Origin of the sequence: Rhodoplanes sp. Z2-YC6860 (genome assembly GCF_001579845.1) — a bacterium.
GTDB lineage: Bacteria > Pseudomonadota > Alphaproteobacteria > Rhizobiales > Xanthobacteraceae > Z2-YC6860.
The window spans coordinates 7849207-7872806 of record NZ_CP007440.1 but is presented as its reverse complement, the minus strand read 5'-3'; the positions used below and the strand labels follow the sequence as shown (position 1 = coordinate 7872806).

Below are 23600 nucleotides of genomic sequence, written 5' to 3'. Positions count from 1 at the left end.
GGCGTGACATGACCGATCTCCGCACCATCCGCACCGATGTTGTCGGCAGTCTGCTGCGGCCGGCCGCCGTGGTCGACGCCCGCAAGGCGCTCGACGAAGGCAAGCTTGACGCCGCGGGCCTGCGCAAGGCCGAAGACGACGCAGTGCGCGGCGCAGTGGCGTTGCAGGAAAACGTCGGGCTCGACGTCATCAGCGACGGCGAGATGCGCCGGCTGAATTTCCAGGACAGTTTTGGCGCCGCCGTCGAAGGCTTCGATGCTGGTGCGAGCACGGTCAAAGCCTACTCGCGACGCGTGGAAGGCGGCACCGCCCTGCGGCGCTGGGAGGTGCCGGTCCAGGAACACGGCACCGCGATCTCGCATCGCCGGCCGGCAAAGTCGCGGCTGAAGCTCACCCGCAACGTGCCGCTCGACGAATACAAGTTCATCGCGGGCGTGGCGAAGACTCCGGCGAAAGTTTCGCTGATCGGTCCGGATCGAATCAGTCAGCGCTTCGACTACGAGAATTCAAAGGCGGTCTACAAGGATATGGACGCCTTCCTGGCTGACGTGGTGGCAATCGAGCGCGAGATCATTTCAAGCGTGGTCGCGGCTGGCTGCCGCTACATCCATATCGACGCGCCGGGCTACACCGCCTATGTCGACGAGCCAATGCTGAAGCAGATGCGCGATCGCGGCGAAGACCCGACGCAGAATTTCTCGCGCTCGCTGAAAGCCGACGCCGCCGTGATCGCGAATTTTCCGGGCGTGACCTTCGGTATTCACCTTTGCCGCGGCAACCAGCGCAGCATGTGGCATCGCGAGGGCAGCTACGACGCCATCGCGGAGCGGCTGTTCAGCGAGCTGCCGCACGACCGCTTTCTGCTCGAATACGACAGTCCGCGCGCCGGCTCATTCGCACCGTTGCGCTTTCTGCCCAAGGGCAAGGTCGCGGTCCTAGGGCTCGTCAGCACCAAGGTGCCGGAGATGGAGAACGTGGACGCGTTGAGGCGGCGCATCGACGAGGCCGCGAAGGTCATTCCGCTCGAGCAACTCGCCATCAGCCCGCAGTGTGGATTCGCGTCGGACGTTGTCGGAAACCTGATCACGCCGGACCAGCAGAAGCGCAAGCTCGAGATCGTCGTCGAAACCGCGCGGCGCGTTTGGAATTGAGACGTGTTTGGAATCGAATGCGGGATTAAAAGTTTTTCATGACGAACATTTAATCCGCCCGACACACTCGTTGCCGTTCAGTTAAACGAGTGAATTGCTCCAGGTTTTTCGCGGGTTTTTCTGCATCGCGCAGTTCGATTCGAATCGATGACGCGTTTCATCCCGCAGAACGCGCGCTCAAGAACGCTTGATCGGTGACTCGCTACCGTTGACCGCGATCGTTGCGGCGCTATGTCACAGCCATAGAAAATTCAAACACTGACCATTGGGAAGAATCGCTTGAAGCGGGAGTAACCGTCTGACGAACATTTGAAAGAGACAAGAACATGAAAACGCTCACCACCCTGGCCGCTGGGGCCGCAGTTCTGCTCGCCCTCGCGAGTCCGTCGCTCGCAGCATCTCGTTCGCACGCCGACTACAGCGATGTGAACACCGTGAAGACCTACGGCGATCAGGATCTCAGCAATCCGCCGAACCGGTCTGGTTTCGGCTCTTATGCCCGCGGCAGCTACTACGACAACCAGGAAAACCTGGGCCGCCCGTATCAGGGCCAGACGGGCCACAACCTGCCTTATCCGGACCGTCCGTATGGCGATCCGGACCTCGACTAATCGCAGGTCGGTCTAAAACGAAAGCCCCGGCAGCAATGCCGGGGCTTGTATTTATCGGCCGGCTCGCCGGTCGCGTCGTTACATCTTCAGAAGCTTCCTGGCGTTGCCCGCGAAAATCAGTTCGCGATCCTTCTCGCTGATCGGCGCAGCCTTCAGCCACTTGGTGCCGAGCGCGTTGTTGATGTAGGGCCAGTCGACCGCGAACATGATGCGCTCCACGCCCATCTCGGTCATGGCGCAGGCGAGCGCGGAATTCGAGAAGGCGCCGCTGGTGGTGAGCCAGAAGTGCGTCTTGTAATAGTCGCTGAACGACTTCGGCATCTTCATCAGCTTTTCGAGATTGTGTTCGGTGCGCCACAACGTATAGGGCGCGGCCTCGCCGAGATGGCCGACGATGATCTTCAGCGTCGGATACTGGTCGAACACGCCCGAGGTGATCAGCCGGAAGGTGTGGGTCAGTGTCTCCAGTCCGAAGCCGAGCGGCGCGCCGGACAGCGGCGCGGCGTGATCCTTGAAGAAGGCCTCCGCCACCGCAGGCTTGACCGGCGACGGATGGATATAGACCGGGACGTCGAGCTTGGTGGCGCGCTCGAACACCGGCCAGTATTTCTTGTCATCGATGAAGTTGCCCTGCGTCGTGCCCATCACCATGGCGCCGAGCATGCCGAGCTTTGTCACGCAGCGCTCGAGCTCATCGGCCGCGGCGTTCGGGTCCGGCAGCGGCAGCGCCGCGAAGCCCTTGAAGCGCGTCGGATTGGCCTTGATCTGTTCGTGAAGAAAATCGTTTGACGCCTTGGCGAGCGCCACCGACTTGTCGGGCGGCAGGTTGTGCGCCGCCGGATTGTTCTCGGACAGAACCGCAATGTCGATGCCGCCCTCGTCCATGTCCTTGATGCGGCGGCCAGCCATGTCGTCGAGCATGGTCTGGATCGGGCCGGGCCTGGGCGCAACCGCGTCGCGCAGCGCGGGCGACGTGAAATGCTCTTCGATTGCGATGATCTGACTGGCCATGACTACTATCTCCTTATAAGTGGCGCATGTCCTTTTCGGAAAACCGGTGCCCACTTTTCCGGGACATGCGCAAAAAGACGATGGCCGGGCTACCGGCCCGGCCATCGGACTGCACGTGTCTTAAACGTCAGATGCTGACGTGTTCAATGAACTTCTGCGGCGGCGGGTCGCCCCATTGCGACACCAGCGCCTCTTCGGCCGAGAGCAGGTTCGAGCCGTTCTTGACGTTGAGCCGGTCGCTGTCGGCCCAATGCTCGTGCACGCGCCGCCACGGATCGGCCCAGTAATCGTAGACCTGGCTGCCGAGCAGATGCCGGCCGATGCCCCACATGTGCTCGTACTTGCCGGTGTCGCGCAGGTGCTGGTGGCCCATGAACACGTCGTCCATGTCCGCCACCTCGAACGACACGTGGTTCAGGCCGGCATGGCCGTGGTTGATAGCGAAGAACACGTGGTGGTCGACGAAGGTGTCGCCGCCGTCGATGCGGTTGAACGAGCCGATCAGGTTCTCCTTCTCGCCGGCATAGACGTCGTCGGAGCAGATGAAGCCGAGATGGTGGCGGAACCAGTTGACGGTCTCCTTCACCTTCGGCGTGCCGAGCACCGCATGTGCGACGCGTTTGACCCGCGACGGACCCTTCTGAATGCGCATCAGATCGCCGGCGCGGGCGAGCGGTGCGTAACCGGAGTTGAGCAGCTGACGCGGCGCCGGAATTTCCGGAACCTTGTCCATGCCCCAGACCACTTCGATCTGATAGCCGTTCGGCTCGGTGAGCCGCACGCGTTTGCCGCCGCCGGGCTCGTCCATGTTCTCGATGCCGGTCGCGCCCGGCGCCTTGGCGAGCGTCTTGAGGTCGTCTTCGCTCGCCGCGTGATAGCCGACGGCGACGAACTTCGGATCGCCCTTTTCGGTGATGTGGACGTGATGCACCGGATCGGTGCCGCGATAGTACAGCGCCTTGCTGCTCTTGGAGCTCGGCGCCAGTCCGAAGTTGTCCAGGAATTCGGCCTGGAGATCGAGGTCCGGCGAGCGCAGCCGGACATAAGCAATATCGGTGACCTTGATGACAGCCATGGTTTCCTCACCCGTGGACGGGAGGCGTTTCTAAGGATCGCCCCGCATAGCGGAACGATAACGCACCCGCCGGTTAAAAGGCAATTTGGTCGTTACGACAGGCCAGATATGCGCCGGTGGTGGCGGCTGGCCGGGTTTTGGGCAATGTGCTGTATTCCGCCGCGACAAAAAATGGGAGGAATTCGTGAAGCTTGTGCTGTTTCAGTCGGCGGGGAACGCCGAGGTCGCTCCTGGCCTGATGACCGACCGGGGCATCGTCGACATTTCGGGCGCGGTGCGGAAGGGCACGACGCCGCAGCTCACGATGCAGGGCATTATCGACGACTTCGATAGCCTGCGGCCAACGCTCGAAAAGCTCGCCAAGGACGGCGCGGCCGTTGCGGCCGACAAGGTGCAGCTCAAGGCGCCACTGCCGCGGCCCGGCAAGATCCTCTGCTGCATCGCCAACTATTGGGAGCACGCCCAACGCGAGGCGCGGCCGCTCAACATGTTCATGAAGAACCCGGACGCCGTGATCGGCCCGGGCGACACCATCGTGCTGCCGGAATACACCGTGCCGTGGGCCTTCATGCACGAAGCCGAGCTCGCGCTGGTGATGAAGGGCCCGGCCAAGATGGTAAAGGCCGCCGACTGGAAGAAGGCCGTGTTCGGCTACACCAGTCTGATCGACGTGTCGGCGCGCGAGCAGGGCCGCCGCACCTGGCCGGCAACGCCGCTGACGAGCTGGCTCGGCAAGTCGTTCGATACGTTCGCGCCGATCGGCCCGTGCATCGCCACGGCCGACGAGGTGAAGGATCCCAACGATCTCGTCATCCGCTTCTGGAACGACGGCCAGCTCCGCCACAACTACAACACCGACGACATGGAGCACCGCGTGCCGGAGCTCGTCGAATGGGCCACCACGGTGATGACGATGAATTCGGGCGATCTGATCGCCTGCGGCACCAATCACGAAGGCCTGGGCTTCCTGCAGGACGGCGAGACCGTGGACATCGAGGTGGTCGGCATCGGCAAGATGTCGCTGAAGGTGCGCGATCCGCTGAAGCGCAGCTGGGAGCGCGGCGTCTATATGGGCGTCGACTCGACCAATCCGGATGCCGTGAAGCGGCATCGCCCGCAAGGCGGTCCGACCGCGACGGGAGCGATTTGAGATTTCGCCGCGGTCGCTGATCCATCCCCGTCACCCTGAGGCGCTCGGCCGCAGGCCGAGCCTCGAAGGGTCGACGGCCCGGCTGGCGCGACTGCGGGGCCGTGCATCCTTCGAGGCTCGCTACGCTCGCACCTCAGGATGACGGGGCATAAATTTGTATTCGCTGTAGGAGTCGTGACTTGAGCAAATTGCCTCTCACCCTGGCCACCAGCCACTACGAGCATATCAACGAGCTGGTCACCGGCCGCGTGCCGGTCGAAGGCGTCGACCTGACCGTGCTCATGCTGCAGATCGAGGAAATCTTTTTCCGGCAGTTCAACTATTTCGACTTCGACGTCTCCGAAGTCTCGATGGCGAAATACTGCTCGCTGGTGTCGCAGGGCAATTCGCCGCTCGTTGCGATCCCGGTGTTTCCGTCGCGCGTGCCGCGGCACTCGTCGGTCTATATCAATCGCAAGGGTCCGGTGAAGAAGCCGGAAGACCTCGCCGGCAAGCGCATCGGCATTCCGGAATGGGCGCAGACCGCTTCGGTCTATTCGCGCGGCTTCATCCAGCACCAATACGGCGTCGATCTCGCCTCGATCCACTGGGTCCAGGCGGGCGTCGATCAGCCTGGCCGGCAGGAAAAGGTGAAGCTGAAGCTGCCGCCCGGCATCAAATACGAGTCACGGCCGGACAAGAGCCTCGGCGGAATGCTGATCTCGGGCGAGATCGATGCGGCGCTGGCGGCGCACGCGCCGAAGTGCTTCGAGGACGGCCATCCGGATATCGTGCGGCTGTTTCCGGACTACCTCGACATCGAGATGAAATACGTCAAGGAGACCGGCATCTATCCGATCATGCACACGATCGCGTTCAAGCGTGACGTCATCGAACGCAATCCATGGATGGCGGTGAATCTGTTCCGTGCGTTCGAGGAGGCGCGGCGGCGCAGCGTCGAACGCGTGTTGTCCGGCACCAGCTCGGTTCTGCCGCTGCCGTGGGCTTACGAATTCATGAAGCGGATGCAGGACGTGGTCGGCCCGGACCTGATGCCGAACGGTGTCGAGCAGAACCGCACGACGCTGGAGGCGTTTTTGCAATACGCCTTCGAGCAGGGTGTCTTGCATCGGAAGCTGACGCCGGAAGAGCTGTTTCCGGCGCAAGTGCTGAAGAGCTTCAAGGTTTGAAAGATTTTTGCGCGGCTATCGCCTCGCACTCCGCTGTCATCGCCGGGCTTGACCCGGCGATCCATGACCCTGGCTCGGCGGCGGAAGTCGAACGTAAGACTGTCATTGACTGACGAAGGTCATGGATGCCCGGGTCACGGCGCTACGCGCCGGCCCGGGCATGACACCGCCTGCATGGCACCAATGGTGCAACAAATCGCCGTTTAACCGAGCACTTCAACCCAACACGTTCACGCCGGCCTGAGCGACCTGCTCGTCCTCGTGCGACTGCACGCCGGACACACCGATCGCACCGACGCACTCGTTCTGATGCACGAGCGGGAGCCCGCCCTGGAACATCACGCCCGGCGTCGGGAAGGTGACGAAGCCCGGCCGCTCTTTGACCCGGTCCTCGAAGAACTTGGTCGGCCGCTTGGTCAGCGCCGCGGTCTGCGCCTTCTTCACCGCCACGTCCGAGCTGATCGCGCCGCAGCCGTCGAGCCGCTCCAGCAGGATCACCGAGCCGCTGTCGTCGACGATCGCGATGGCGACATTCCATTTGTTCTTCTGGGCCTCGGCCTTGCAGGCATCCATCATCTTGTGGGCATCGGCGGAGGTGAGGGCGGGCTTCTGACGCATGACGTTTCCTCGTGAGATCGATTGAGAAAAATGAGCGCCGATAGAGTGACGAGAATTGCGTCGTCGTCAATCGGGGGGCGGCGTTACTTCGCTACGGCCCCGAGCTGATAGACCGATTCGAGGAGTGCGCCTGGCCGGAGCCCCAGCTGGCCGAACCACACGCCGAAGATCTTTTTGACATCGCCGCTGCGGAAAAGCTCGGCAAGCGCCGTGTTGACGGCGAGCCTGAGCTCCCAATCGCCGCGCGGCAGCGCGATCGCATAGGGTTCGATCGAAAGGTCATCGGACAGCGCGTGCACAGCCTGCGGGTTCTTGAACTCCGCGCCGTACAGCAGCAGCTTGTCGCTGGCAAAGGCGTCAACGTCGCCGCGTTCGAGCGCGACGACGGCCGCGTCACGGTCTTTCATCGGCACCAGCGTGGCGTTGAGCTGCATCTCTTGATTCTTTGCAGCCATGGCCTTTTCGTTGCTGGTGCCCGAGATCACCGCGATCTTCTTGCCTGAAAGGTCCTGAAGCTTGTTCACCGAGGCGGATGCATTGACGGCCAGACCGGTGCTTTCGACGAAGATGGTGTTCGAGAAGTCGACATCCTTCATGCGGGAGAGCGTCACGGTGCTGGCGCCGCATTCGAGATCGGCCTGGCCATTGGCGATTGCATCGAACCGGTTCTGCGTGGTCACCGGCACCCATTCGATCTTGAGCGTCTGCAGCTTGAGCTGTTGCTGCAGCGAGGCGACCACCGCCTTGCAGACATCGACGGTGTAGCCGGCAACCTCCTTGTCGTGATCGATGAAGGAGAACGGCAACGCGTCGGTGCGATGCGCGATTTTGATCGTCTTGCTGGCCGCGATCGTCTTCAGCCGGCCGCCTTGCGCCTGCGCATGATCCGTTATGACGCCCAGGCTGAGAACGAGCGCAATGACAGCCAGTGTGGCGCGCCGCATGACAGCCTCCCGCTCTGTGGCGCGCCGCCTCTCAGAGTTCCCACTCCGGCGCACCCTATGCGGGCGAGTGTAGCCACAAAATCTGATAACCGGCGATCAGAATCTCGAACAGGATCAGGATGACGATGATGAATTCGAGCCGCAGCGAGCGCTCGGTGTCGATGATATCGGCCAGCGCCTGGGCGGTGTCGGAGATCACCGTGAGCTTTCGGGTGAGCACATCGGCGCGCTCCTTCAACTCGTATTCGTCTTCCAGCCGGGCATAGAGCCGTTCGAGCTGCGGCCGTTCCCACAATACGTCGGGCTTTTCGGCGACCGCCACGAGCCCCGAAACGCGCTGCTGCACCAGCAACGCATTGCCGATGTGCTTGAGGATGGAGCGGCGGCTGCCCGGCGTGCGGCCGCGCTCGGCCAGTTGCCGCGCCAGCGGCTCGATCACGTCGAACACTGCCGCGACGTTGCGTTCGTCATGAGCGAGGATCACGCTGGTCGCGAGCGCGTCGGCGATCAGCAAGGCGTGCTCGTTGGTCAGCGTTTTCAGCACCACCGTGCCGCCCGGCAGGATCTGTTCGTCCTTGTCGGGTGCGACCTCGATGCGCGTCGATTCTTCCTCGCGCCGCTTGGTCGGCCGGATGATCCGCCCTTCGAGCTGGCGGATGACCTCATCCTCCTCCAGCGCCGACATGCCGATCAGCACCGCCACGCCATAACGATAGAGCGTGACGATGCCGCCGCTGCCGGTGCGAAACGCCAGCGGCTGGGTCGAGAGCACGTCGTTGCGTTCGAGCCCGACCGTGTCGATACGGTCGCCGAGCATCAGTGCCCGCGCGGTCAGGATATTCCTGGGCTGGGTCGGTCCATCGGTCATCGGGCACGCTGCGGCCGCGATGCGGCGATCTTTCAGTGGCGGCGCCGGATCAAGTCCGGCGCCCGATCATACCCGGCGTTTGTGTCGGCTTGACAGCCTAGTTTTCCAATCCGGTCGGCACCGGCTTGTTCTCGCTCTCGAGCTTCATGCCGGCCGACAGCGCCATGGTCTCCATCAGCGTGGCGAAGTCCTTGGCGAGATACTCTTCCGGATTCTTCTGCAGCATGGCGTGGCCCATGTGCATCTGCAGGATCGCGCGTGTCGCCGCCGTGATCGGCATCGGTACGTCGATATTGTCGGCGAGCGCGAGGCCGAGGTCGAGGTCCTTGCGGAGAAGCTCCGGCGTGAACGTCGTGGTCCAGTCGAGATTGACCAGCGCCGGCGACTTGTAGGCCGTGAACATCGAGCCCATCACGCCGTTGTTGAGGAACGACAGGAAGGCGTGACGCGGCACGCCCATCTTGTTCACCAGCAGCGTGATCTCGATCAGGTTCTGGATCACGACGCCGAGCATCACGTTGTGCGCGATCTTGCAGACGCGGGCGAGTTCGCCCTCGCCGACGTAAGAAACGCCCTTCGGCGCGAACACCTTGATCATCGCCTCGGCCTTGTCGAAGGCCGCCTTCGGGCCCGAGCACACGGAGCTGAGCTTGCCGGCCTTGATCACCTTGGCGTTGCCGCTCACCGGCGCGCAGACGAAGTCGGCCTTGCGGTCGCTCAGGCGCTTCCTGATCTCGACCGATTCCTCGACCGCGATGGTCGAGCAGTCGACGAACACGCCCGGCGTCTTGTTGCCCGAGAGCACGCCGTCCTTGCCGAAATAGACCTGCTCGACATCCTTGCCCTCGGCGACGATGGAGAACACGATGTCGGTCTCGGCGAGGTCGGACGGCTTGTCGACGATCTTGCCGCCGAGCTTGGCCAGCGGCTCGGCCTTGGAGCGCGTCCGATTCCAGATGGAGACGTCATATCCGGCCTTCAGAAGCCGCTCGGCCATCGGATAGCCCATGCGGCCCATTCCGATCCAGCCTATCCGTTGCGTGCTTGCAGCCATGCCGAACTCCCTTGATGTGACGCGCGATGTTTTGTGACGCGGGTTGAAAGTTGGGGTTTTGCTAGCACGGCCCCACGCGCCGCCGCAACGTGGGCAGGATGCTCCCAGACCGCGACGAAATGCGCTGCATGGCTTGAGATTTGGCGCCGAACATGCACGTTAAAAGGCCGAAAAATACAGGAGTGGGCGATGTCGGACAAAGCCGATGTGGTGCTGATCGGAGTGCCGAAGAAGCTGATCGTCGACGGCCTCAGCGGGCCGTTCAATCTGCATGTGCTGCCGAAGGGCGGCGATGCCGAAACGATCATCGGCAAGGTCGGCGGCAACGTCCGCGCCGCGGCGGTGACCGGCGCGCCCGACACCATGCGGGCCGATGTGATGGCGCGCTTCCCCAAGCTCGAAATGGTCTCGAGCTTCGGCGTCGGCTACGACAACATCGACGTGAAGTACGCGGTCGATCACAAGATCGTCGTGTGCAACACGCCCGAGGTGCTGAACGAGGAGGTCGCCGACACCGCGCTGGGGCTTCTGCTTTGCACCGTACGCGAGTTCTCGCGGGCCGAGCGCTTTCTGCGCGCCGGCAAATGGGTGCAGGGCCAGTATCCGCTGAGCCGTGCCACACTGCGCGACCGCACCGTCGGCATGATCGGTCTTGGGCGCATCGGCAGGGCGATCGCGCGTCGGCTCGAAGGCTTCGGCGTGCCGGTGGTCTATCACAGCCGCAATCCGCAGGCCGGCGTCAGCTACAAGTACTATGGCAAGCTCGTCGACATGGCGCGTGACGTCGACACGCTGATTGCGATCACGCCGGGCGGGCCATCGACCAAGCATCTGATCAACGCCGAGGTGCTGGCGGCGCTGGGACCGCGCGGCATCGTCATCAATATGTCACGCGGCACCGTGGTTGACGACGCGGCGCTGATCAAGGCTCTCAGGGACAAGACGATTCATTCGGCAGGTCTCGACGTGTTCGTCAATGAGCCCGAGGTGCCGAAGGAATACATGGAGATGGACAACATCGTGCTGTTCCCGCATCTCGGCTCCTCGTCGGTTTTCACCCGGCAGAAGATGGAGCAGCTCGTGGTCGACAATCTCCTGGCCTGGGGCGCTGGTAAGCCGCTGCTGTCGCCGGTGCCCGAGACACCCTGGCCGCCACAGAAGCGGTCGTGATATTTTCCCCGGATGATCCGGATCCTGCCTGCTGCCCTGATCGCTTTGATGGCATTCGCCGCACCGCTGGCCGCGCAGCAGGCGGCCGATCCACCGGTGACGATGCCCGATCCGCCGGTGACCATGCCGGATGCGCCAACGGCCGACGCGCCGCCACCCGCGGCGCCGCGCACCGTGGTCGGCACCTGGGAATTTTCCAACGCCGACCGCGAAAAGACCTGTTCGATCACCTTGCGCAACGAGGCGAACCGCGTCGGCAAGCGCGTCGAATTCGATCCGGCTTGCTTGAACCTGTTTCCGTTCGTGAAGGACGTGGTCGCCTGGCAGTACAGCGAAAATGATTTTCTGAAACTGCTCGACGCACAGGGCGCCTCAGTTCTGGAGTTCAACGAAGTCGAAAGCGGCATCTTCGAAGCGCCGAAGCCGGGCGAGGGCATCATGTTCATCCAGAACGCCTCGTCGCTTGGGCCCGCTCCGAAGACCGCCGAGCAGATCACCGGCGAATGGTCGGTGATCCGCCGCACCGGCCGCGCGATCTGCGGGCTATCGCTGACCAGTACGCCGTCCGGCGAGGAGTTCGCGCTGCGCATCCAGCCGGGCTGCGATCCGGTGATCACGCGCTTCGCGCCGGTGACTTGGCAGATGGACCGCGGCGAGATCGTGCTGCGCGCCGCGAACGGCCAGTCCTGGCGCTTCGAGGAAGGCGAAGACGGCGGCAAATGGCAGCGCGTGCCGCAGACCGCCAATCCGCTGCTGATGGTGCGGAAGTAACCGGCCGCGAGGCGCGCGCGAGCGTCTTCGCGCCATCGTCGACGATCGACTGTCCGGTGTCACCACTTCGGGTGACATAACCAAATCCATAATAGAATCAGCGCTGTACCGTATCGTGGGATTTACGTGACCCCTTGTGCGATACGCGGCGCAACGGCACACTCGTGTTCAAAGGGGCAGAACACCCCTCAGGGAGGACGATGTGATCCGAAAGCTTTTACCGGCGGCGCTTGCCATGGCCGCCGCGCTCGCGCTGACCACGGCGGTTCCGGCGCAAGAGGTCAAGCTCACGCTGGCCGATCAGAACTCGCCGACCGGCTGGGGCCCGTCGCACGCGCTCTATCCGTGGGTCAAGCAGGTCGAGGAGGCGAGCAAAGGCAAGATCAAGATCGAGGTGTTCGCGTCGCAGACCCTGATCAAGGGCATCGACATGTGGAAGGGCATCAAGAGCGGCATCGCCGACATCGGCTGGTGCGTGCAAGGCTACTGGCCCGAGCAGACGCCGCTGTCCGACGTGATGTCGCTGCCGTTCATGCCGATCAAGACCGCCGAGCAGGGCGGCGAGATTCTGTGGAAGCTCTACGAGAAATTCCCATCGATCCAGAAGGAGTACGGCGAGATCCAGCCGCTGGTGCTCTACACCACATCGCCGAACTTCCTGATCACCGCGAACTCCAAGAAGCTCGTAAAGACCATGGAGGATCTCAAGGGTCTCAAGATCAGGACACTCGGCGGCCCGCCGATCGAGATGGCCAAGGCGCTTGGCGCCTCGCCGGCCGTGCTGCCGATGCCTGACATGTATCAGGCGCTCGACAAGGGCGTGTTCGACGGCGCAGCGGTGCCGTGGGAGGCGATCCACGGTTTCCGGCTCTATGAGGTGGCGCGGAACATCACCATGGCGCCGTTCTATTCGTCGTACTTCTCGCTCTGCGCCAACCGCCAGAAAATCCAGAGCCTGCCGAAAGAGGCGCGCGATGCGCTTATGAGCGTCAGCGCCCTGCCGGGTTCGAAGTTCTGGGGCAAGAACTTCTTCGACAGCGCCGAAGGTGGTGTCGAAGAGCGCGTGAAGGCCGCGGGCATCACGCTCAACCGCTACGACGTGCCGACCGATGAGTTGGCGCGCTGGAAGAAGGTCGCCGGCGAGCCGATCTGGGAAGAGTGGGTCAAGAAGATGGAAGGCAAGGGCCACAAGGACGCGCGCGACATCCTCAACACCGCGCTGGAACTGGCCAACGCCAAGAACTGACGACGGTTGCAACCGGCTCCGCGTTCGATTGGAACCGCGGAGCCGGCTCGCGCTGGGGGGCGGCGCCGGAGTTGAACGACAACATGGAATTCCTCGGCAAGGTGCTGCAGCGTTGCGAGCTGGCGCTGCTCTATCTCGGTGTGCTCGCGAACTTCGCGATGATGTGTCTGACCTCGGCGGACGCATTCAGCCGCTACCTGTTCAATGCTCCCATTCTCGGCGCGCTTGAGATCACCGAGAAATATCTGATGGTGGCGTCGATCTTTCTCGGCCTGTCCTATGCGTATCGCGGCGGGCTGTTCATCCGCGTGACCTTCCTGGTCGACCGGCTGTCCGGCAACGCCAAGCTTGCGGCCGACTACTTCGCCCACGTGGTGAGCCTGGCGTTCTGCGTGTTCATGGTGTTCGCCACCGGCCAGCAGGCGCTGCGCGGTTTGAGCGATGAAACCGAACTCAGCACGCTGCCCATACGGGTGGGCCCGGCCTATAGCTTCGTGCTGATCGGCTTCCTGGCGCTCACAGTGATCATGCTCATCGACATCACGCGGGTGCGGAGCGGGCAATCCATGCTGCTGTCACAAGAGGCGCCGTCCGCCACCTGATCGGGGCGCGGCTTGCGGACATATCCGACATGACCACTGCACTTCCCATGCTGATCCTGGTGCTGTCCTTATTGGCCGGCGTCCCCATTGCCGTGGCGCTGGCCGGCTCCGGCATGTTCGGCATCTGGCTGATCACCGGCGACGTCACCAAGATGATGAACATCATCGGTCTCGTGCCGTTCAGCACGGTCGCGGACTATCAGCTCACCACGATCCCGATGTTCATTCTGATGGCCTATTTCTCGGCCTCGAGCGGGCTCGCGCGCGATCTCTACAACGCGGCAGCCTCCTGGCTGTCGCATTTCAAGGGCGGGCTTGCGATCGCCACCGTGTTCGCCTGCGGCATCTTCGGCGCCATGTCGGGCGCCAGCACGGCCGCGGCTTCGGTGATGGCCAAGATCGCCATGCCGGAAATGCGCCGCCACGGCTATTCGGAAGAACTCGCCGCGGGCTCGATCGGCGTCGGCGCGACGCTCGACATTCTCATTCCGCCGAGCATCGCCATGGTGATCTATGGCATCGCCACGCAAACCTCGATCGGCAAGCTGCTGGTCGCAGGCGTTGTGCCGGGCATCATGGTCGGCGTGCTGCTCGCCGTGATGATCTACGTCTGGGTGGCGATCAGCCCGCATCACGCGCCGGCAACCTTCCGCACGCCGATGCCGGAGCGCATCGCAAGCCTCAAGCGCGTCTGGCCGAGCCTTCTGTTGATCCTGCTCGTGCTGCTGCTCCTCTACACCGGCATCGCGACACCCACGGAAATCGGTGCGCTCGGCGCGTTCCTTGCCGCTGTGATCGGCGCGCTGTTCGGGCGGCTTACCTGGGCCGAATCCGTCGGCGCGCTGAAGCAGACCATCCGCACCTCGGCGATGATCTTCCTGATCCTGATCGGCGCGACCATCTTCGGCTACTACATGACCTTGAGCCGCATCCCGCAGGAGGTGGTGACGATGGTCAGCGGCATGAACCTCAACCGCTGGGTCATCATCATCGGCATCGTGGTCGCCTACTTCGTCATCAGCATGTTCATGGACGAGATCCCGCTGCTGCTGCTGACGCTGCAGCTGACCTTCCCGCTGATCACGTCGCTCGGCTTCGACCCGATCTGGTTCGGCGTACTGTCGATGATGATGGTGGCGATGGGCTTGGTGTTCCCGCCCGTGGGCCTGATCGCCTTCGTGGTCAGCGCCACCGCAGGCGTCGATCTGATGAAGGTCTATAAGGGCACCAGCGTGCTGATGCTGGCGATCGTCATCACCACGGTGCTGCTGATGATCTTCCCGCAGATCGCGTTGTGGCTGCCGCAGACCATGCGGTGAGTTGTCCCACCTTCGCGCTCGCCGCGGCGAGTGGGCGATCTCGAAGTTCTTGATCCTGCCGCGTCACCGGGGCACGGTGATAAAAAGGGAGGATCAATGTGACACGCCAATTCGCGCGCCGTTTCGTTTTGGCAGGCCTCGCGTTGTCGGTGCTGGTCGCATCGGCCAAGGTGCAGGCTCAAGCACAGGACTATCCGAGCAAGCCGATCACGCTGCTGGTCGGGCTGGCAGCCGGCGGCATCACCGACATCACGGCGCGGCTCTATGCCGAGGCCGCGTCCAAAATCGGCGGGCAGCGCATCACGGTCGAGAACCGCACTGGCGCCGGCGGCGGTGTCGCGGCGGCCGCAGTGCAGAACGCAACGCCCGACGGCTATACGCTCCTGGTGTTCTCCGGCTCGCAGCACGCCACCATCCCGGCGTCCGGCAATGCGCCCTACGAGCCGGTGAAGGGCTTTGCGCCGGTGACCTTCCTGTTCAACAGCGTCGTGGTGCTCACGGTCCCCGAGAACAGCCCGGCCAAGACCATGAAGGAACTGCACGAACTCGGCCGCAAGAAACCGGGCGGGCTCACCTTTGGCACGCCCGGTCTCGGCTCGCCGTCGCATCTGCTCGGCGCCAAGATTCTGCTCGCCGACAAGGTGCCGTTCGAGACCGTGCATTATCGCGGCGGTTCGCCGATGATGGCCGATCTCATTACAGGCCGAGTCGACTTCAGCTGGCCGACGCTGTCGACCTCACGCTCCTATCTCGCCGAGAAGAAGCTCCGCGCGCTCGCGCTCGACGCCGATGCGCGTTGGGCGCCACTGCCTGACACGCCCACGCTGACCGAGCTCGGCTTCGGCAACGAGAAGGTCGCGAGCTGGTTCGCGCTGGCCGCCCCGGCGAACACGCCGCCCGAAGTCGTCGCCAAGGTCCGCGAGCTGTTCATCAAGGCGTCGCAGGATCCGGAGCTGAAGCGGCGGCTGGATGAGAACGGCACGCCGATCCTGACCAGCACATCCGAGGAGATGGGTGCGGCGATGGAGAAGGAGTGGGCGACAATGCAGGAGCTGGCGAAGGTGCTCAATCTCAAGCCGCAATAAAAACCTCCGAACACCGATCGCCGGAATTCCCTCATGAAACGAAGCAGCAGCAAGACGATTCTCACCACCCATGTCGGCAGCCTGCCGCGGCCCGACGGCACCGACCGTGCCGGCAACGAGGATGACGCGGCGTTGCGCGCGATGGTGGCCGGCGTGGTGGCGCAGCAGCGCGAGACCGGCATCGACGTCATCAACGAGGGCGAATACGCCAAGGGTGGCGACTGGCTGTCTTACGTCGACAGCCGGTTCGGCGGCTTCGAGGCGCGGCCACCCGAGGGTGGCACGCCGGTCATCCTGCAGGGCAAGGACCGTGAGGAATTCGCCGATTTCTATCGTTACGCCACGCAGCGCGGCACCTTGTTCTACGAGCCGGCCGGCCAGATCAAGCAGGCGCGGCCGCACTGGGTTGCAGTTGCGCCGGTGACCTATCGCGGCGCGGCGGCGCTGAAGCGCGAGATCGAGCTGTTTCGCGGAGCGGTTGGCCCGGACACCGAGGCCTTCATCACCAGCACCGCGCCGGCAAGCCTCGAGCCCTATCGCCGCAACGAATATTACAAGACCCAGGAAGAGTTCATCTTCGCGATCGCCGAGGCGATGCGCACCGAATACCAGACCATCATCGAAGCTGGTTTCATCCTGCAGGTCGACGACGCCTGGCTGCCGGCGCTGTGGGACCGCGTCGGCATGCAGATGGGCCTCGATCAATTCCGCAAATATTGCGAGGTGCGGATCGAGGCTTTGAACCACGCGCTGCGCGGTCTGCCCGAGGATCGCATCCGCTATCACCTCTGCTGGGGCAGCTGGCACGGCCCGCATGCCTTCGACATCGAGCTCGATAAATTGGTCGACCTCATGCTGCGGGTGCGGGCGCAGGGCTACCTGATCGAGGCCGCCAATGCGCGGCACGAGCACGAGTATGCGGTGTGGGACCACGTGAAACTGCCGGACGGCAAGATTCTCATCCCCGGTCTGATCTCGCATGCCACCGATGGCATCGAGCATCCGGAGCTCGTCGCGCAACGCATCCGCCGCTTCGCCAAGCGTGTCGGCGTCGAGAACGTGATCGCCGGCGCCGATTGTGGTTTCGGCGGCCGCACCCATCCGCAGATCGCCTGGGCGAAGCTCAAGGCGCTGGTGCAAGGCGCGGAGCTTGCGTCGAAGTCGGGGCTTTAGGTTTTCGGGCCCGTTGCCAGCTGACTTGCATCGGGGGCCACAAGGCGGTGTCATCACCGGGCCGCGCGAAGCGCGAGACCCGGTGATCCACGAGCGCGTCCAGTTCGGGCAGCCTTACGTAAGACTTCCGTTACCGAGCCTGGGTCATGGACCCGCGGGTCAAGCCCGCGGGTGACAGTGTGCTTGTTGCACGGGCATACCTTAATTCACTGGGAAGCGTTCGGTATTCCGAACCCGAAGTTCGTACACCTGTCACTGCGGCACGATCGGCAGCAGCAGGTGCGAAGGCCGGCTGCGGTCGTGGTAGACCTTGTGCAGCACCGTTTTGCTCGAACAGATGTGATACGGCACGTACTCCGCATTGGTCGCGCCGGCGACGCCGGTTGGCAGGTCCAAGCTGGTGACGTCGAGGCAGATGCGGTGGCCTTTGCGGAACAGGTTCGCGGTCGCCATCACTTCGATCCGATACTCCTCGATCGTGCCCGGCGTCACCGGCTTTGCCGCTTCGCGGGTCAGTGGATGCCACGGCCACCACGGCTTGGAGCGCTTCTCGTCGATCGCTCGGTTTGACGCCTTGAGCCAGCCGCGGGTGACCTCGCGCTCGCGGAGATCGCTCGGCACCTGGCGTTCGCCTTCTCTGACGCTCATCACCGAGACGTCGGGGCCGACGTCCTTCAGCACCACGATCCAGTTGGTGTCGTCCTGATCGATCGATGCATAAAGCGTCAGCGCGATCGGCCCCGCGACCAGCACATCATGCGGCAACGGATCGGTCATGTAGCGCAGCCGCTGGATCGTGCTGGTTTGCGTCGGCGGCATCTGCACGAAGGCATCGGATGGCAGCGTCTCCGCGGCGCTCGACGGCGCCGGCAGGTCGGGCGTGAGCCGCTCCCAGCTCGACAGATAGAGCTTGGTCCATTGCGTCTCGGGCACAGGCCAGTCGGCCGCGGTGCGCCAAACGTTTTCGCCCATCACCCAGTATTTGACCGGCGGCTCTTTGGTGATGCCGGTGTCGATGCCTTTCAGCCACTGGTCGTGCCAGCGCAGCACCTCGCTGTGGAACGTGTGATACGGCCGCTCCACATGCGCGGGGCCTGCGAGCAACAGCTTCTTCGGCGACTTGATGTTGCGATACCAATGCTGGCAGCCGTTCAGGTGGGTCTTGTACGTGTAGCCGTACCAGCCCGAACCCGTGTAGGTCGGCACGTTGATGCGGTCGAACTCGGCTTCGCTTTTCTCGACGGCGGTTTCCTTGTCGAACGGATCGATCAGCAGCTGGAAGTAGGGCGGCATGTGCTGGCCCTTCTGGGCCAGCAGATTGGCGATGTGCGGATACATCTTGTAGTCGGGATTGTTCATCGCCTCCCGCCACAGCGTCTCGCGTTCTGGCGGCAGCGCGCCGGGCGCGCCGCGGTTCTGATGCATGGCCGAGAAGTGCCCGACCAGATAGCGGAACAGATGGATCACGCCGCCCGGATATTCGTCGCGGAAGCCGCCGAACTCGCCATAGGCGCCGCGCGAATCGAACGGAAAGATCGCCTTCAGATGCGGCGGCTGAAGCTTTGCGACCTGCAACTGCTCGGCGCCGAAGCCTGAGATGCCGACCATGCCGACATTGCCATCGCACCAGGGCTGCTGGGCGATCCATTCGATCAGGTCATAGCAATCCCACTCGCGCGAGCCGCCGCCTTCGGATTTGCCGATGCCGCGGGGTGAGCCGATCACATGCACGTAGCCGCGCGACACGAAGAACTTGGTGTCGCCGGCCTCCAGCGGCCCGGTCCAGAGCGGCGACCAGGCCGGTTGCGGCGGCAGCGCCGCCGCCATGTCGGGCCCCTGAAAGTCCTTGTTGTAGATCGCAAAGGCGAGCAGCGCGGGAAACTTGCCGGGCGCCTCGGGCCGGTAGACGTCGATGCAGATCTTCACGCCGTCGCGCATCGGCACCATCACGTCGCCGTCGCGGGCCATCGCCGGAAAGGTGGGTTCGCGGTCATAGGCCGGTCCGGGATTTTCTGCGGATTGCAACAACGGAGGCGTGAAGGCGGCTTGCGGCATGGCGGGGCACTCTGTTAAAAATGAGCATGCTCATAATTGAGCGTGCTCATTTAGGAGTCAACCGGCCGCATGCCGTCCGTGCAGCGAAGTCCGCGTCCGCCTCAATCCGTCCCTTTCTCGGGCCTTCGCGAGCAGAACAAGATCGACAAGCTCCGGCGGATCCGGGAGGCCGCCCGCGAGCTGTTCATCGAGAAGGGCTACGACGACGCCACCACGCGCGAGATCGCGCTGCGCGCCGGCGTCGGCATTGGCACGGTGTTTACTTACGCGGAGAACAAGCGAGATCTGTTGTTCCTGATCGCCAACGACGACCTCGACGAGGTGTCGCGCAAGGCCGAGCTGGCACTGCGCGAGGATGCATCCTGCCTCGACAATCTGCTCAGCTTCTTCCGTCACCACTACCGGTTCTTCGCCAAGCAGCCCGAGCTGTCGCGGCTCCTGCTGCGCGAGATGACGTTCTATGACGCCGGGCGTCAGGCCAGCCGCTTCCAGGAAACGCGCGAGCGCAACATCCGCGCTGTCGGCCGGATCGTGGAGATTGCGGTCGAGCGCGGTGCGCTCCGCGTCACCGATGAACCGGACCTCGCCGGCTGGGTGGCGTTCTGCGTGTTCCAGGTCGAGCTGCGCCGCTGGCTCCTGGGCAAGACGCTCAATCTTGCCGATGGCATGGCGCGGCTGGAGCGCGCGCTGCGGCTGTGCATGGCGGGCTGGGGTGCGAAGCCCGAGACTTTGACCAGACGCTGAATTTCTTTTCGTCGAAGTTGGCAACGCGTCCTTCGGTCGAAGGAGGCGGCTAATAACTCATTCGTCTAAGTCCTCCGCAGGAGGACCGTGATGTTCAGGAAATTTTTATTGGCTGCATCGTTGCTGCTGATCGCGTCGGTGGCCGATGGCTCGGAGTACCCGACCCATCCTGTGACGATCGTCGTGCCATTCGCGGCCGGCGGCCCCAACGACGTGCTGGCGCGCTTTGTCGTCGACGCCATGACGCATTCGCTCGGTCAGCCGGTCTTGATCGAGAATGTCACGGGCGCCGGCGGTACGACGGGCTCGGCCCGCGTCGCGAAGGCCGATCCGGACGGCCACACGCTGCTCGTCGGCAACCTTGGCAACCTTGCCGCGGGCTTCGCGCTCTACAAGACGAACAAATATGACCCGCGGGAGTTCGTGTCGGTCGGCATGATCGCCGAGACGCCGAATTTTCTCGTCGTGAACAATCGCTTTCCCGCGAGGACACTTCAGGACTTCATCGCTTACGCCAGAGCCAACCCCCAGCAGGTCAAGGTCGGCAATGCGGGCTTCGGCTCCAATTCGCATCTGACTTGCCTCTATCTGGAGAATCTTGCTGGCGTGAAGCTCACTCACATCGCCTATCGCGGCACGGCGCCGGCCATGCAGGATCTCCTGAGCGGCGAGATCGACGGCATCTGCGACGCCGCGCCCAATGTCGTCCCCCATATGGCCGCCGGCACCATCCGCGGACTCGTCGTGGCCCAACCGACGCGCCTGGCTGCTGTGCCCGATGTTCCGAGCTCCGATGAAGCGGGGCTGCCGAATTTCAAGGTCGCGGGTTGGACCGCGATCGTTGCTCCGCCCAAAACGCCGCAACCGGTCATCGCGCGCGCCAACGCGGCGCTCAACGCGGCATTGATGGACCCGGATGTGCGGAAAAAGATCGAGCAGGTCGGCGCGGTGCCTCCGCCGCCCGAGCACGCCACCGCGGAATGGATGGATGGCTTTCTCCGGCAGGAGGTCGAGAAATGGGGCCGTGTCGTTCACGAGGCCGGTGCAAGCATCGAGTGACGACGTCTACGTCCTCACCGGCGCGTGGAAGGTGCCTTCCACCTCCATGACGTCGTCCTGGTTGAGACGGCTGACCTCGACGATGGTGCGCGGCGGATAAGGCGGTCCGCCCCATAACTCTTCCTGCACCTTGTTCACGATCGGCCGAAGCCGAAGCATGTCGATCACGTAGACGACGATGCGCACGCAATCGCGCAGGCCCGCGCCTTCGGATTCGGCGATCAGCTTCATGTTCAGGAACGCCTGCCGGATGCGCGCCGCGTCGCCCGGCACCAGCGCGTTGGTTGCAGGATCGATGCCGCGCATGCCGGCGACGAAAACGAAATCGCCCGCGCGGCTGCCTAGCGCCCAAGGTCCGGTCGGCTTGATGGCGCCCTCGGGCGTCAGTGTTTTCGCCCCATTGGGTGAGCGCGATCCCGCGATATTCGTTGCGCTGTCCATGCATGCTGCTCCATCTTGCAGTCGAAGTCAGGCTAGGGATCGCGCTGCGCACCTGCAATAGGACGATGCTCGTGCACCGGGCGATCACGAAGGATCAGAGTCTTCCATCCGCGCCGTGCGGACCACCGTGACGCTGCACCCGGCTTCCGCTGCGACCTTCGCCGACACGCTGCCGAGCAGATGGCGCATCAGCGAATCCTGCCGCGCCCCTATCAGGATGTGAGCGACGCAGTTGGCGTTCGCGAATTCGAGGATAGCCGCGGCCGGGTCGGTTCCTTCGAGCACATGGGAAGTCACGCGTCCGCTGTCGAGCTTCAGAGGCGCGGCCCAGGCTTTAAGCTCCACAAGCCGATCGATCTGCTTGTTGTGGCCCTGTTCGTCCAGCGTGGTGTCGAGCGCGATGCGATTTTGCCGGATCACCGAGAGGCAGGCGAGCCGCGCCAAGGGCATGGTCGCGAGCAGCCGCGCCGTGGTGGTGCGGAGCGCCTCGTTGATCGCCGCGGTGCCGTCCGTGACGTCCACCGCCACCGCCACGATCGGCGCCTTGGCCAGGCTGGTAGCGGTCGCCGCCGCGGTCATGGAGGTTCGGATATCGCTGTTGAAGCGCCGCCGCAGCACCGTGGACCACGGATCGCGTCTGAGGCGCTCCGATCGCTGCGTCAGCTTGACCTCCGCGGGGTGACTCAATTCGAACGCAAGCTGGGCCGCGGTCGGCTGCCGCCAGGCCGGCTCGATCTCGAGACAGTGCAGCACGATCTCCTGCAGCCAGACCGGATAGTCGGGTCTGAGCTGGCGCGGCGGCGCTGGGTCGCGCCAGAGGCGCCTGCGCATGCCACGCATGGTCTCGCTCTCGCCGAACGGTCGGACGCCGGTGGAGAAGAAGTAAAGCAGCACGCCCAGTGCAAACAGATCGCTCCGCAAATCGGTGCGGACGCCGAGCAGTTGCTCGGGCGCCATGTAGGGCGCCGTGCCGAACGGAACGCGAAACTCCTCCTGCATCAGATCGGGCAGGCGGTCGTGGTGCGCCAGACCGAAGTCGATCAGCACCGCCTCGCCGCTCGGCCGGAACAGGAGGTTGCTCGGCTTGACGTCGAGATGAATCACGTGCTGCCGGTGCAGGTCGTTGAGCGCGGCGGCGATCTTCGCGCCGATGTCGGCGACCTCGTGATACGGCAGCGGCAGTTGGGGCAGACGCTTGATCAGTGTCGCTCCCGGAATGTACTCCATCACGATATAGGGCTGCACCGCGAAGTCGCCGGCCGCCACGAACTTCGGCACGTGGGCGCCTGCGAGCAGCGGCATGATCATCTGCTCCATCTCGAAGCTCACGACCGCGGCGGGATCCTCGCCTTCGCCGATGCGTGGCACCTTCATCAGCGTCGGCATGTCGGTGCCGGCGCGCGTCACCCGCCATAGCGACGCCATGCCGCCGACATGGACGCACTCCTTGAGGCAGAAGCCGTCGATGATCGTGCCTTCGGTCAGGGAGGGCTTGACCATGCCTTACTGTCCCATGCTCACTTCCCAACGAGCAGGCGGTCGGCAAGCCACGGCGGCAGGCCCTGGCTCCGGATTCGTTCCGCGGCGCGCTCGACGTCGTAGGGCGCGCGGCAATAGGTCAACTCCTGCCGGTCGGTGTCGAACATCGTATAGGCGGCAGCGGGATTGCCGTCGCGCGGTTGGCCCACCGCGCCCAGCACGGCAAGCCAGCGACGGCCCGGCAGGATATGGACCGGACAGTCGGTCGTCGGCACAAACGACGTGGTCTTGCCCGTGGCCGACATGGTGTAGAGCGCCGGCCGGTGGGTATGGCCGCAAAACGTCAGATGTGCTGTCGTCGCCATGATGCTGTGCGCGGCGTCGGCGCTGTCCATCACGTATTTCCAGGCCGCAGGCTTGTTCGCTTCGGAATGCACATAGAGGCGATCGCCGTCGTTGCACGTCAGCGGCAGTTGCTGGAGGAACAGGCGCTGCGCCACGCCGAGCTGCCCACGGGTCCATTCCATAGCCATCTGCGCTTCGACATTCATCGTTTCATGGAGATTGCTGACCGCACTATCGTGATTGCCGCGCACGGCGGGCGCGCCAAGCCTGACGAGCTCCATTGCGATCTCGACCGTCCATTCGGGGTCGGCGCCGTAGCCGACATAATCGCCTAGCAGTACGAAACGCTCGGCGCCGCGTCCGCGCGCTTGGTCGAGGCAGGCCGCAAAGGCCTGTCTGTTGGCGTGAATGTCTGCGAAGAATGCGATCAGCACGGCAAAACCCGGTCTGATTTTACGAT

At 63.8% G+C, this 23600-nt stretch carries 23 protein-coding genes; 13 read left to right on the top strand and 10 right to left on the bottom strand.

All coding sequences use genetic code 11. The annotated features are described in order from the left end of the window. Positions 1-8 precede the first annotated feature (8 nt). Complete coding sequence (locus RHPLAN_RS36625; protein WP_068029546.1) at positions 9-1151, top strand: uroporphyrinogen decarboxylase/cobalamine-independent methonine synthase family protein; 1143 nt, start codon at positions 9-11, stop codon at positions 1149-1151. A 326-nt stretch (positions 1152-1477) separates the two neighbouring features. Continuing rightward, a complete protein-coding gene (locus tag RHPLAN_RS36620) occupies positions 1478-1762 on the top strand; it encodes a hypothetical protein (protein WP_068029544.1) in 285 nt (94 codons plus the stop codon). 78 nt (positions 1763-1840) lie between these two features. On the opposite strand, the gene RHPLAN_RS36615 is transcribed toward RHPLAN_RS36620, so the two are convergent. Then, complete coding sequence (locus RHPLAN_RS36615; protein WP_068029540.1) at positions 1841-2773, bottom strand: amidohydrolase family protein; 933 nt, start codon at positions 2771-2773, stop codon at positions 1841-1843. Between the two features lie 127 nt (positions 2774-2900). Continuing rightward, on the bottom strand, positions 2901-3848 hold the full coding sequence (locus RHPLAN_RS36610; RefSeq protein ID WP_068029535.1) for a VOC family protein: 948 nt from the start codon (positions 3846-3848) through the stop codon (positions 2901-2903). Between the two features lie 184 nt (positions 3849-4032). Between RHPLAN_RS36610 and RHPLAN_RS36605 the strand changes: the two genes are divergently transcribed. Then, positions 4033-4998 (top strand): fumarylacetoacetate hydrolase family protein, encoded by a 966-nt coding sequence (locus RHPLAN_RS36605; protein ID WP_068029532.1) that lies wholly within the window; start codon positions 4033-4035, stop codon positions 4996-4998. Positions 4999-5177: 179 nt separating this feature from the next. Then, entirely contained in the window at positions 5178-6167 is a 990-nt protein-coding gene (locus RHPLAN_RS36600) for a substrate-binding domain-containing protein (protein WP_068029529.1), read from the top strand. Between the two features lie 216 nt (positions 6168-6383). Here the strand turns inward: RHPLAN_RS36600 and RHPLAN_RS36595 are convergent, their stop codons facing one another. From RHPLAN_RS36595 to RHPLAN_RS36580, 4 genes are all read right to left on the bottom strand, one after another. After that, positions 6384-6785 carry a GlcG/HbpS family heme-binding protein gene (locus RHPLAN_RS36595; protein ID WP_068029527.1) on the bottom strand — a complete coding sequence of 134 codons (402 nt, stop codon included), beginning with the start codon at positions 6783-6785 and terminating at the stop codon, positions 6384-6386. Between the two features lie 83 nt (positions 6786-6868). Continuing rightward, complete coding sequence (locus RHPLAN_RS36590; protein ID WP_068029524.1) at positions 6869-7729, bottom strand: amino acid ABC transporter substrate-binding protein; 861 nt, start codon at positions 7727-7729, stop codon at positions 6869-6871. A 55-nt stretch (positions 7730-7784) separates the two neighbouring features. Next, positions 7785-8597: an RMD1 family protein gene (locus RHPLAN_RS36585; protein WP_068029521.1), complete on the bottom strand. Its 813-nt coding sequence runs from the start codon at positions 8595-8597 to the stop codon at positions 7785-7787. 97 nt (positions 8598-8694) lie between these two features. After that, positions 8695-9759 (bottom strand): NAD(P)-dependent oxidoreductase, encoded by a 1065-nt coding sequence (locus tag RHPLAN_RS36580; RefSeq protein ID WP_257730514.1) that lies wholly within the window; start codon positions 9757-9759, stop codon positions 8695-8697. A gap of 81 nt (positions 9760-9840) precedes the next feature. Between RHPLAN_RS36580 and RHPLAN_RS36575 the strand changes: the two genes are divergently transcribed. The 7 genes from RHPLAN_RS36575 to RHPLAN_RS36545 all read left to right on the top strand — a co-directional run bounded on the left by RHPLAN_RS36575 (position 9841) and on the right by RHPLAN_RS36545 (position 17017). After that, entirely contained in the window at positions 9841-10821 is a 981-nt protein-coding gene (locus tag RHPLAN_RS36575) for a 2-hydroxyacid dehydrogenase (RefSeq protein ID WP_068029517.1), read from the top strand. Between the two features lie 48 nt (positions 10822-10869). Beyond that, positions 10870-11592 (top strand): AprI/Inh family metalloprotease inhibitor, encoded by a 723-nt coding sequence (locus RHPLAN_RS36570; protein WP_198164639.1) that lies wholly within the window; start codon positions 10870-10872, stop codon positions 11590-11592. Between the two features lie 202 nt (positions 11593-11794). Then, positions 11795-12838 (top strand): TRAP transporter substrate-binding protein, encoded by a 1044-nt coding sequence (locus RHPLAN_RS36565; protein WP_157100718.1) that lies wholly within the window; start codon positions 11795-11797, stop codon positions 12836-12838. 71 nt (positions 12839-12909) lie between these two features. Next, positions 12910-13440, top strand: coding sequence for a TRAP transporter small permease (locus RHPLAN_RS36560; protein ID WP_157100717.1), 531 nt, complete (start codon positions 12910-12912; stop codon positions 13438-13440). 29 nt (positions 13441-13469) lie between these two features. Continuing rightward, a complete protein-coding gene (locus RHPLAN_RS36555; RefSeq protein ID WP_084246286.1) occupies positions 13470-14759 on the top strand; it encodes a TRAP transporter large permease in 1290 nt (429 codons plus the stop codon). Positions 14760-14857: 98 nt separating this feature from the next. Further along, on the top strand, positions 14858-15844 hold the full coding sequence (locus tag RHPLAN_RS36550) for a Bug family tripartite tricarboxylate transporter substrate binding protein (protein ID WP_068029503.1): 987 nt from the start codon (positions 14858-14860) through the stop codon (positions 15842-15844). 33 nt (positions 15845-15877) lie between these two features. Further along, positions 15878-17017: a cobalamin-independent methionine synthase II family protein gene (locus RHPLAN_RS36545; RefSeq protein ID WP_068029500.1), complete on the top strand. Its 1140-nt coding sequence runs from the start codon at positions 15878-15880 to the stop codon at positions 17015-17017. Positions 17018-17269: 252 nt separating this feature from the next. On the opposite strand, the gene RHPLAN_RS36540 is transcribed toward RHPLAN_RS36545, so the two are convergent. Further along, complete coding sequence (locus RHPLAN_RS36540; protein ID WP_068029497.1) at positions 17270-19072, bottom strand: CocE/NonD family hydrolase; 1803 nt, start codon at positions 19070-19072, stop codon at positions 17270-17272. A 69-nt stretch (positions 19073-19141) separates the two neighbouring features. Between RHPLAN_RS36540 and RHPLAN_RS36535 the strand changes: the two genes are divergently transcribed. Beyond that, positions 19142-19816, top strand: a complete 675-nt coding sequence (locus RHPLAN_RS36535; RefSeq protein ID WP_068029494.1) for a TetR/AcrR family transcriptional regulator — start codon at positions 19142-19144, stop codon at positions 19814-19816. A gap of 90 nt (positions 19817-19906) precedes the next feature. Beyond that, positions 19907-20875, top strand: coding sequence for a Bug family tripartite tricarboxylate transporter substrate binding protein (locus RHPLAN_RS36530; protein WP_084246282.1), 969 nt, complete (start codon positions 19907-19909; stop codon positions 20873-20875). A 6-nt stretch (positions 20876-20881) separates the two neighbouring features. On the opposite strand, the gene RHPLAN_RS36525 is transcribed toward RHPLAN_RS36530, so the two are convergent. From RHPLAN_RS36525 to RHPLAN_RS36515, 3 genes are all read right to left on the bottom strand, one after another. Beyond that, positions 20882-21316 carry a RidA family protein gene (locus RHPLAN_RS36525; RefSeq protein ID WP_068029489.1) on the bottom strand — a complete coding sequence of 145 codons (435 nt, stop codon included), beginning with the start codon at positions 21314-21316 and terminating at the stop codon, positions 20882-20884. Between the two features lie 84 nt (positions 21317-21400). Next, positions 21401-22816: a bifunctional serine/threonine-protein kinase/universal stress protein gene (locus tag RHPLAN_RS36520; protein WP_068029486.1), complete on the bottom strand. Its 1416-nt coding sequence runs from the start codon at positions 22814-22816 to the stop codon at positions 21401-21403. A gap of 17 nt (positions 22817-22833) precedes the next feature. After that, positions 22834-23574: a metallophosphoesterase family protein gene (locus tag RHPLAN_RS36515; RefSeq protein WP_068029483.1), complete on the bottom strand. Its 741-nt coding sequence runs from the start codon at positions 23572-23574 to the stop codon at positions 22834-22836. Positions 23575-23600: the final 26 nt, after the last annotated feature.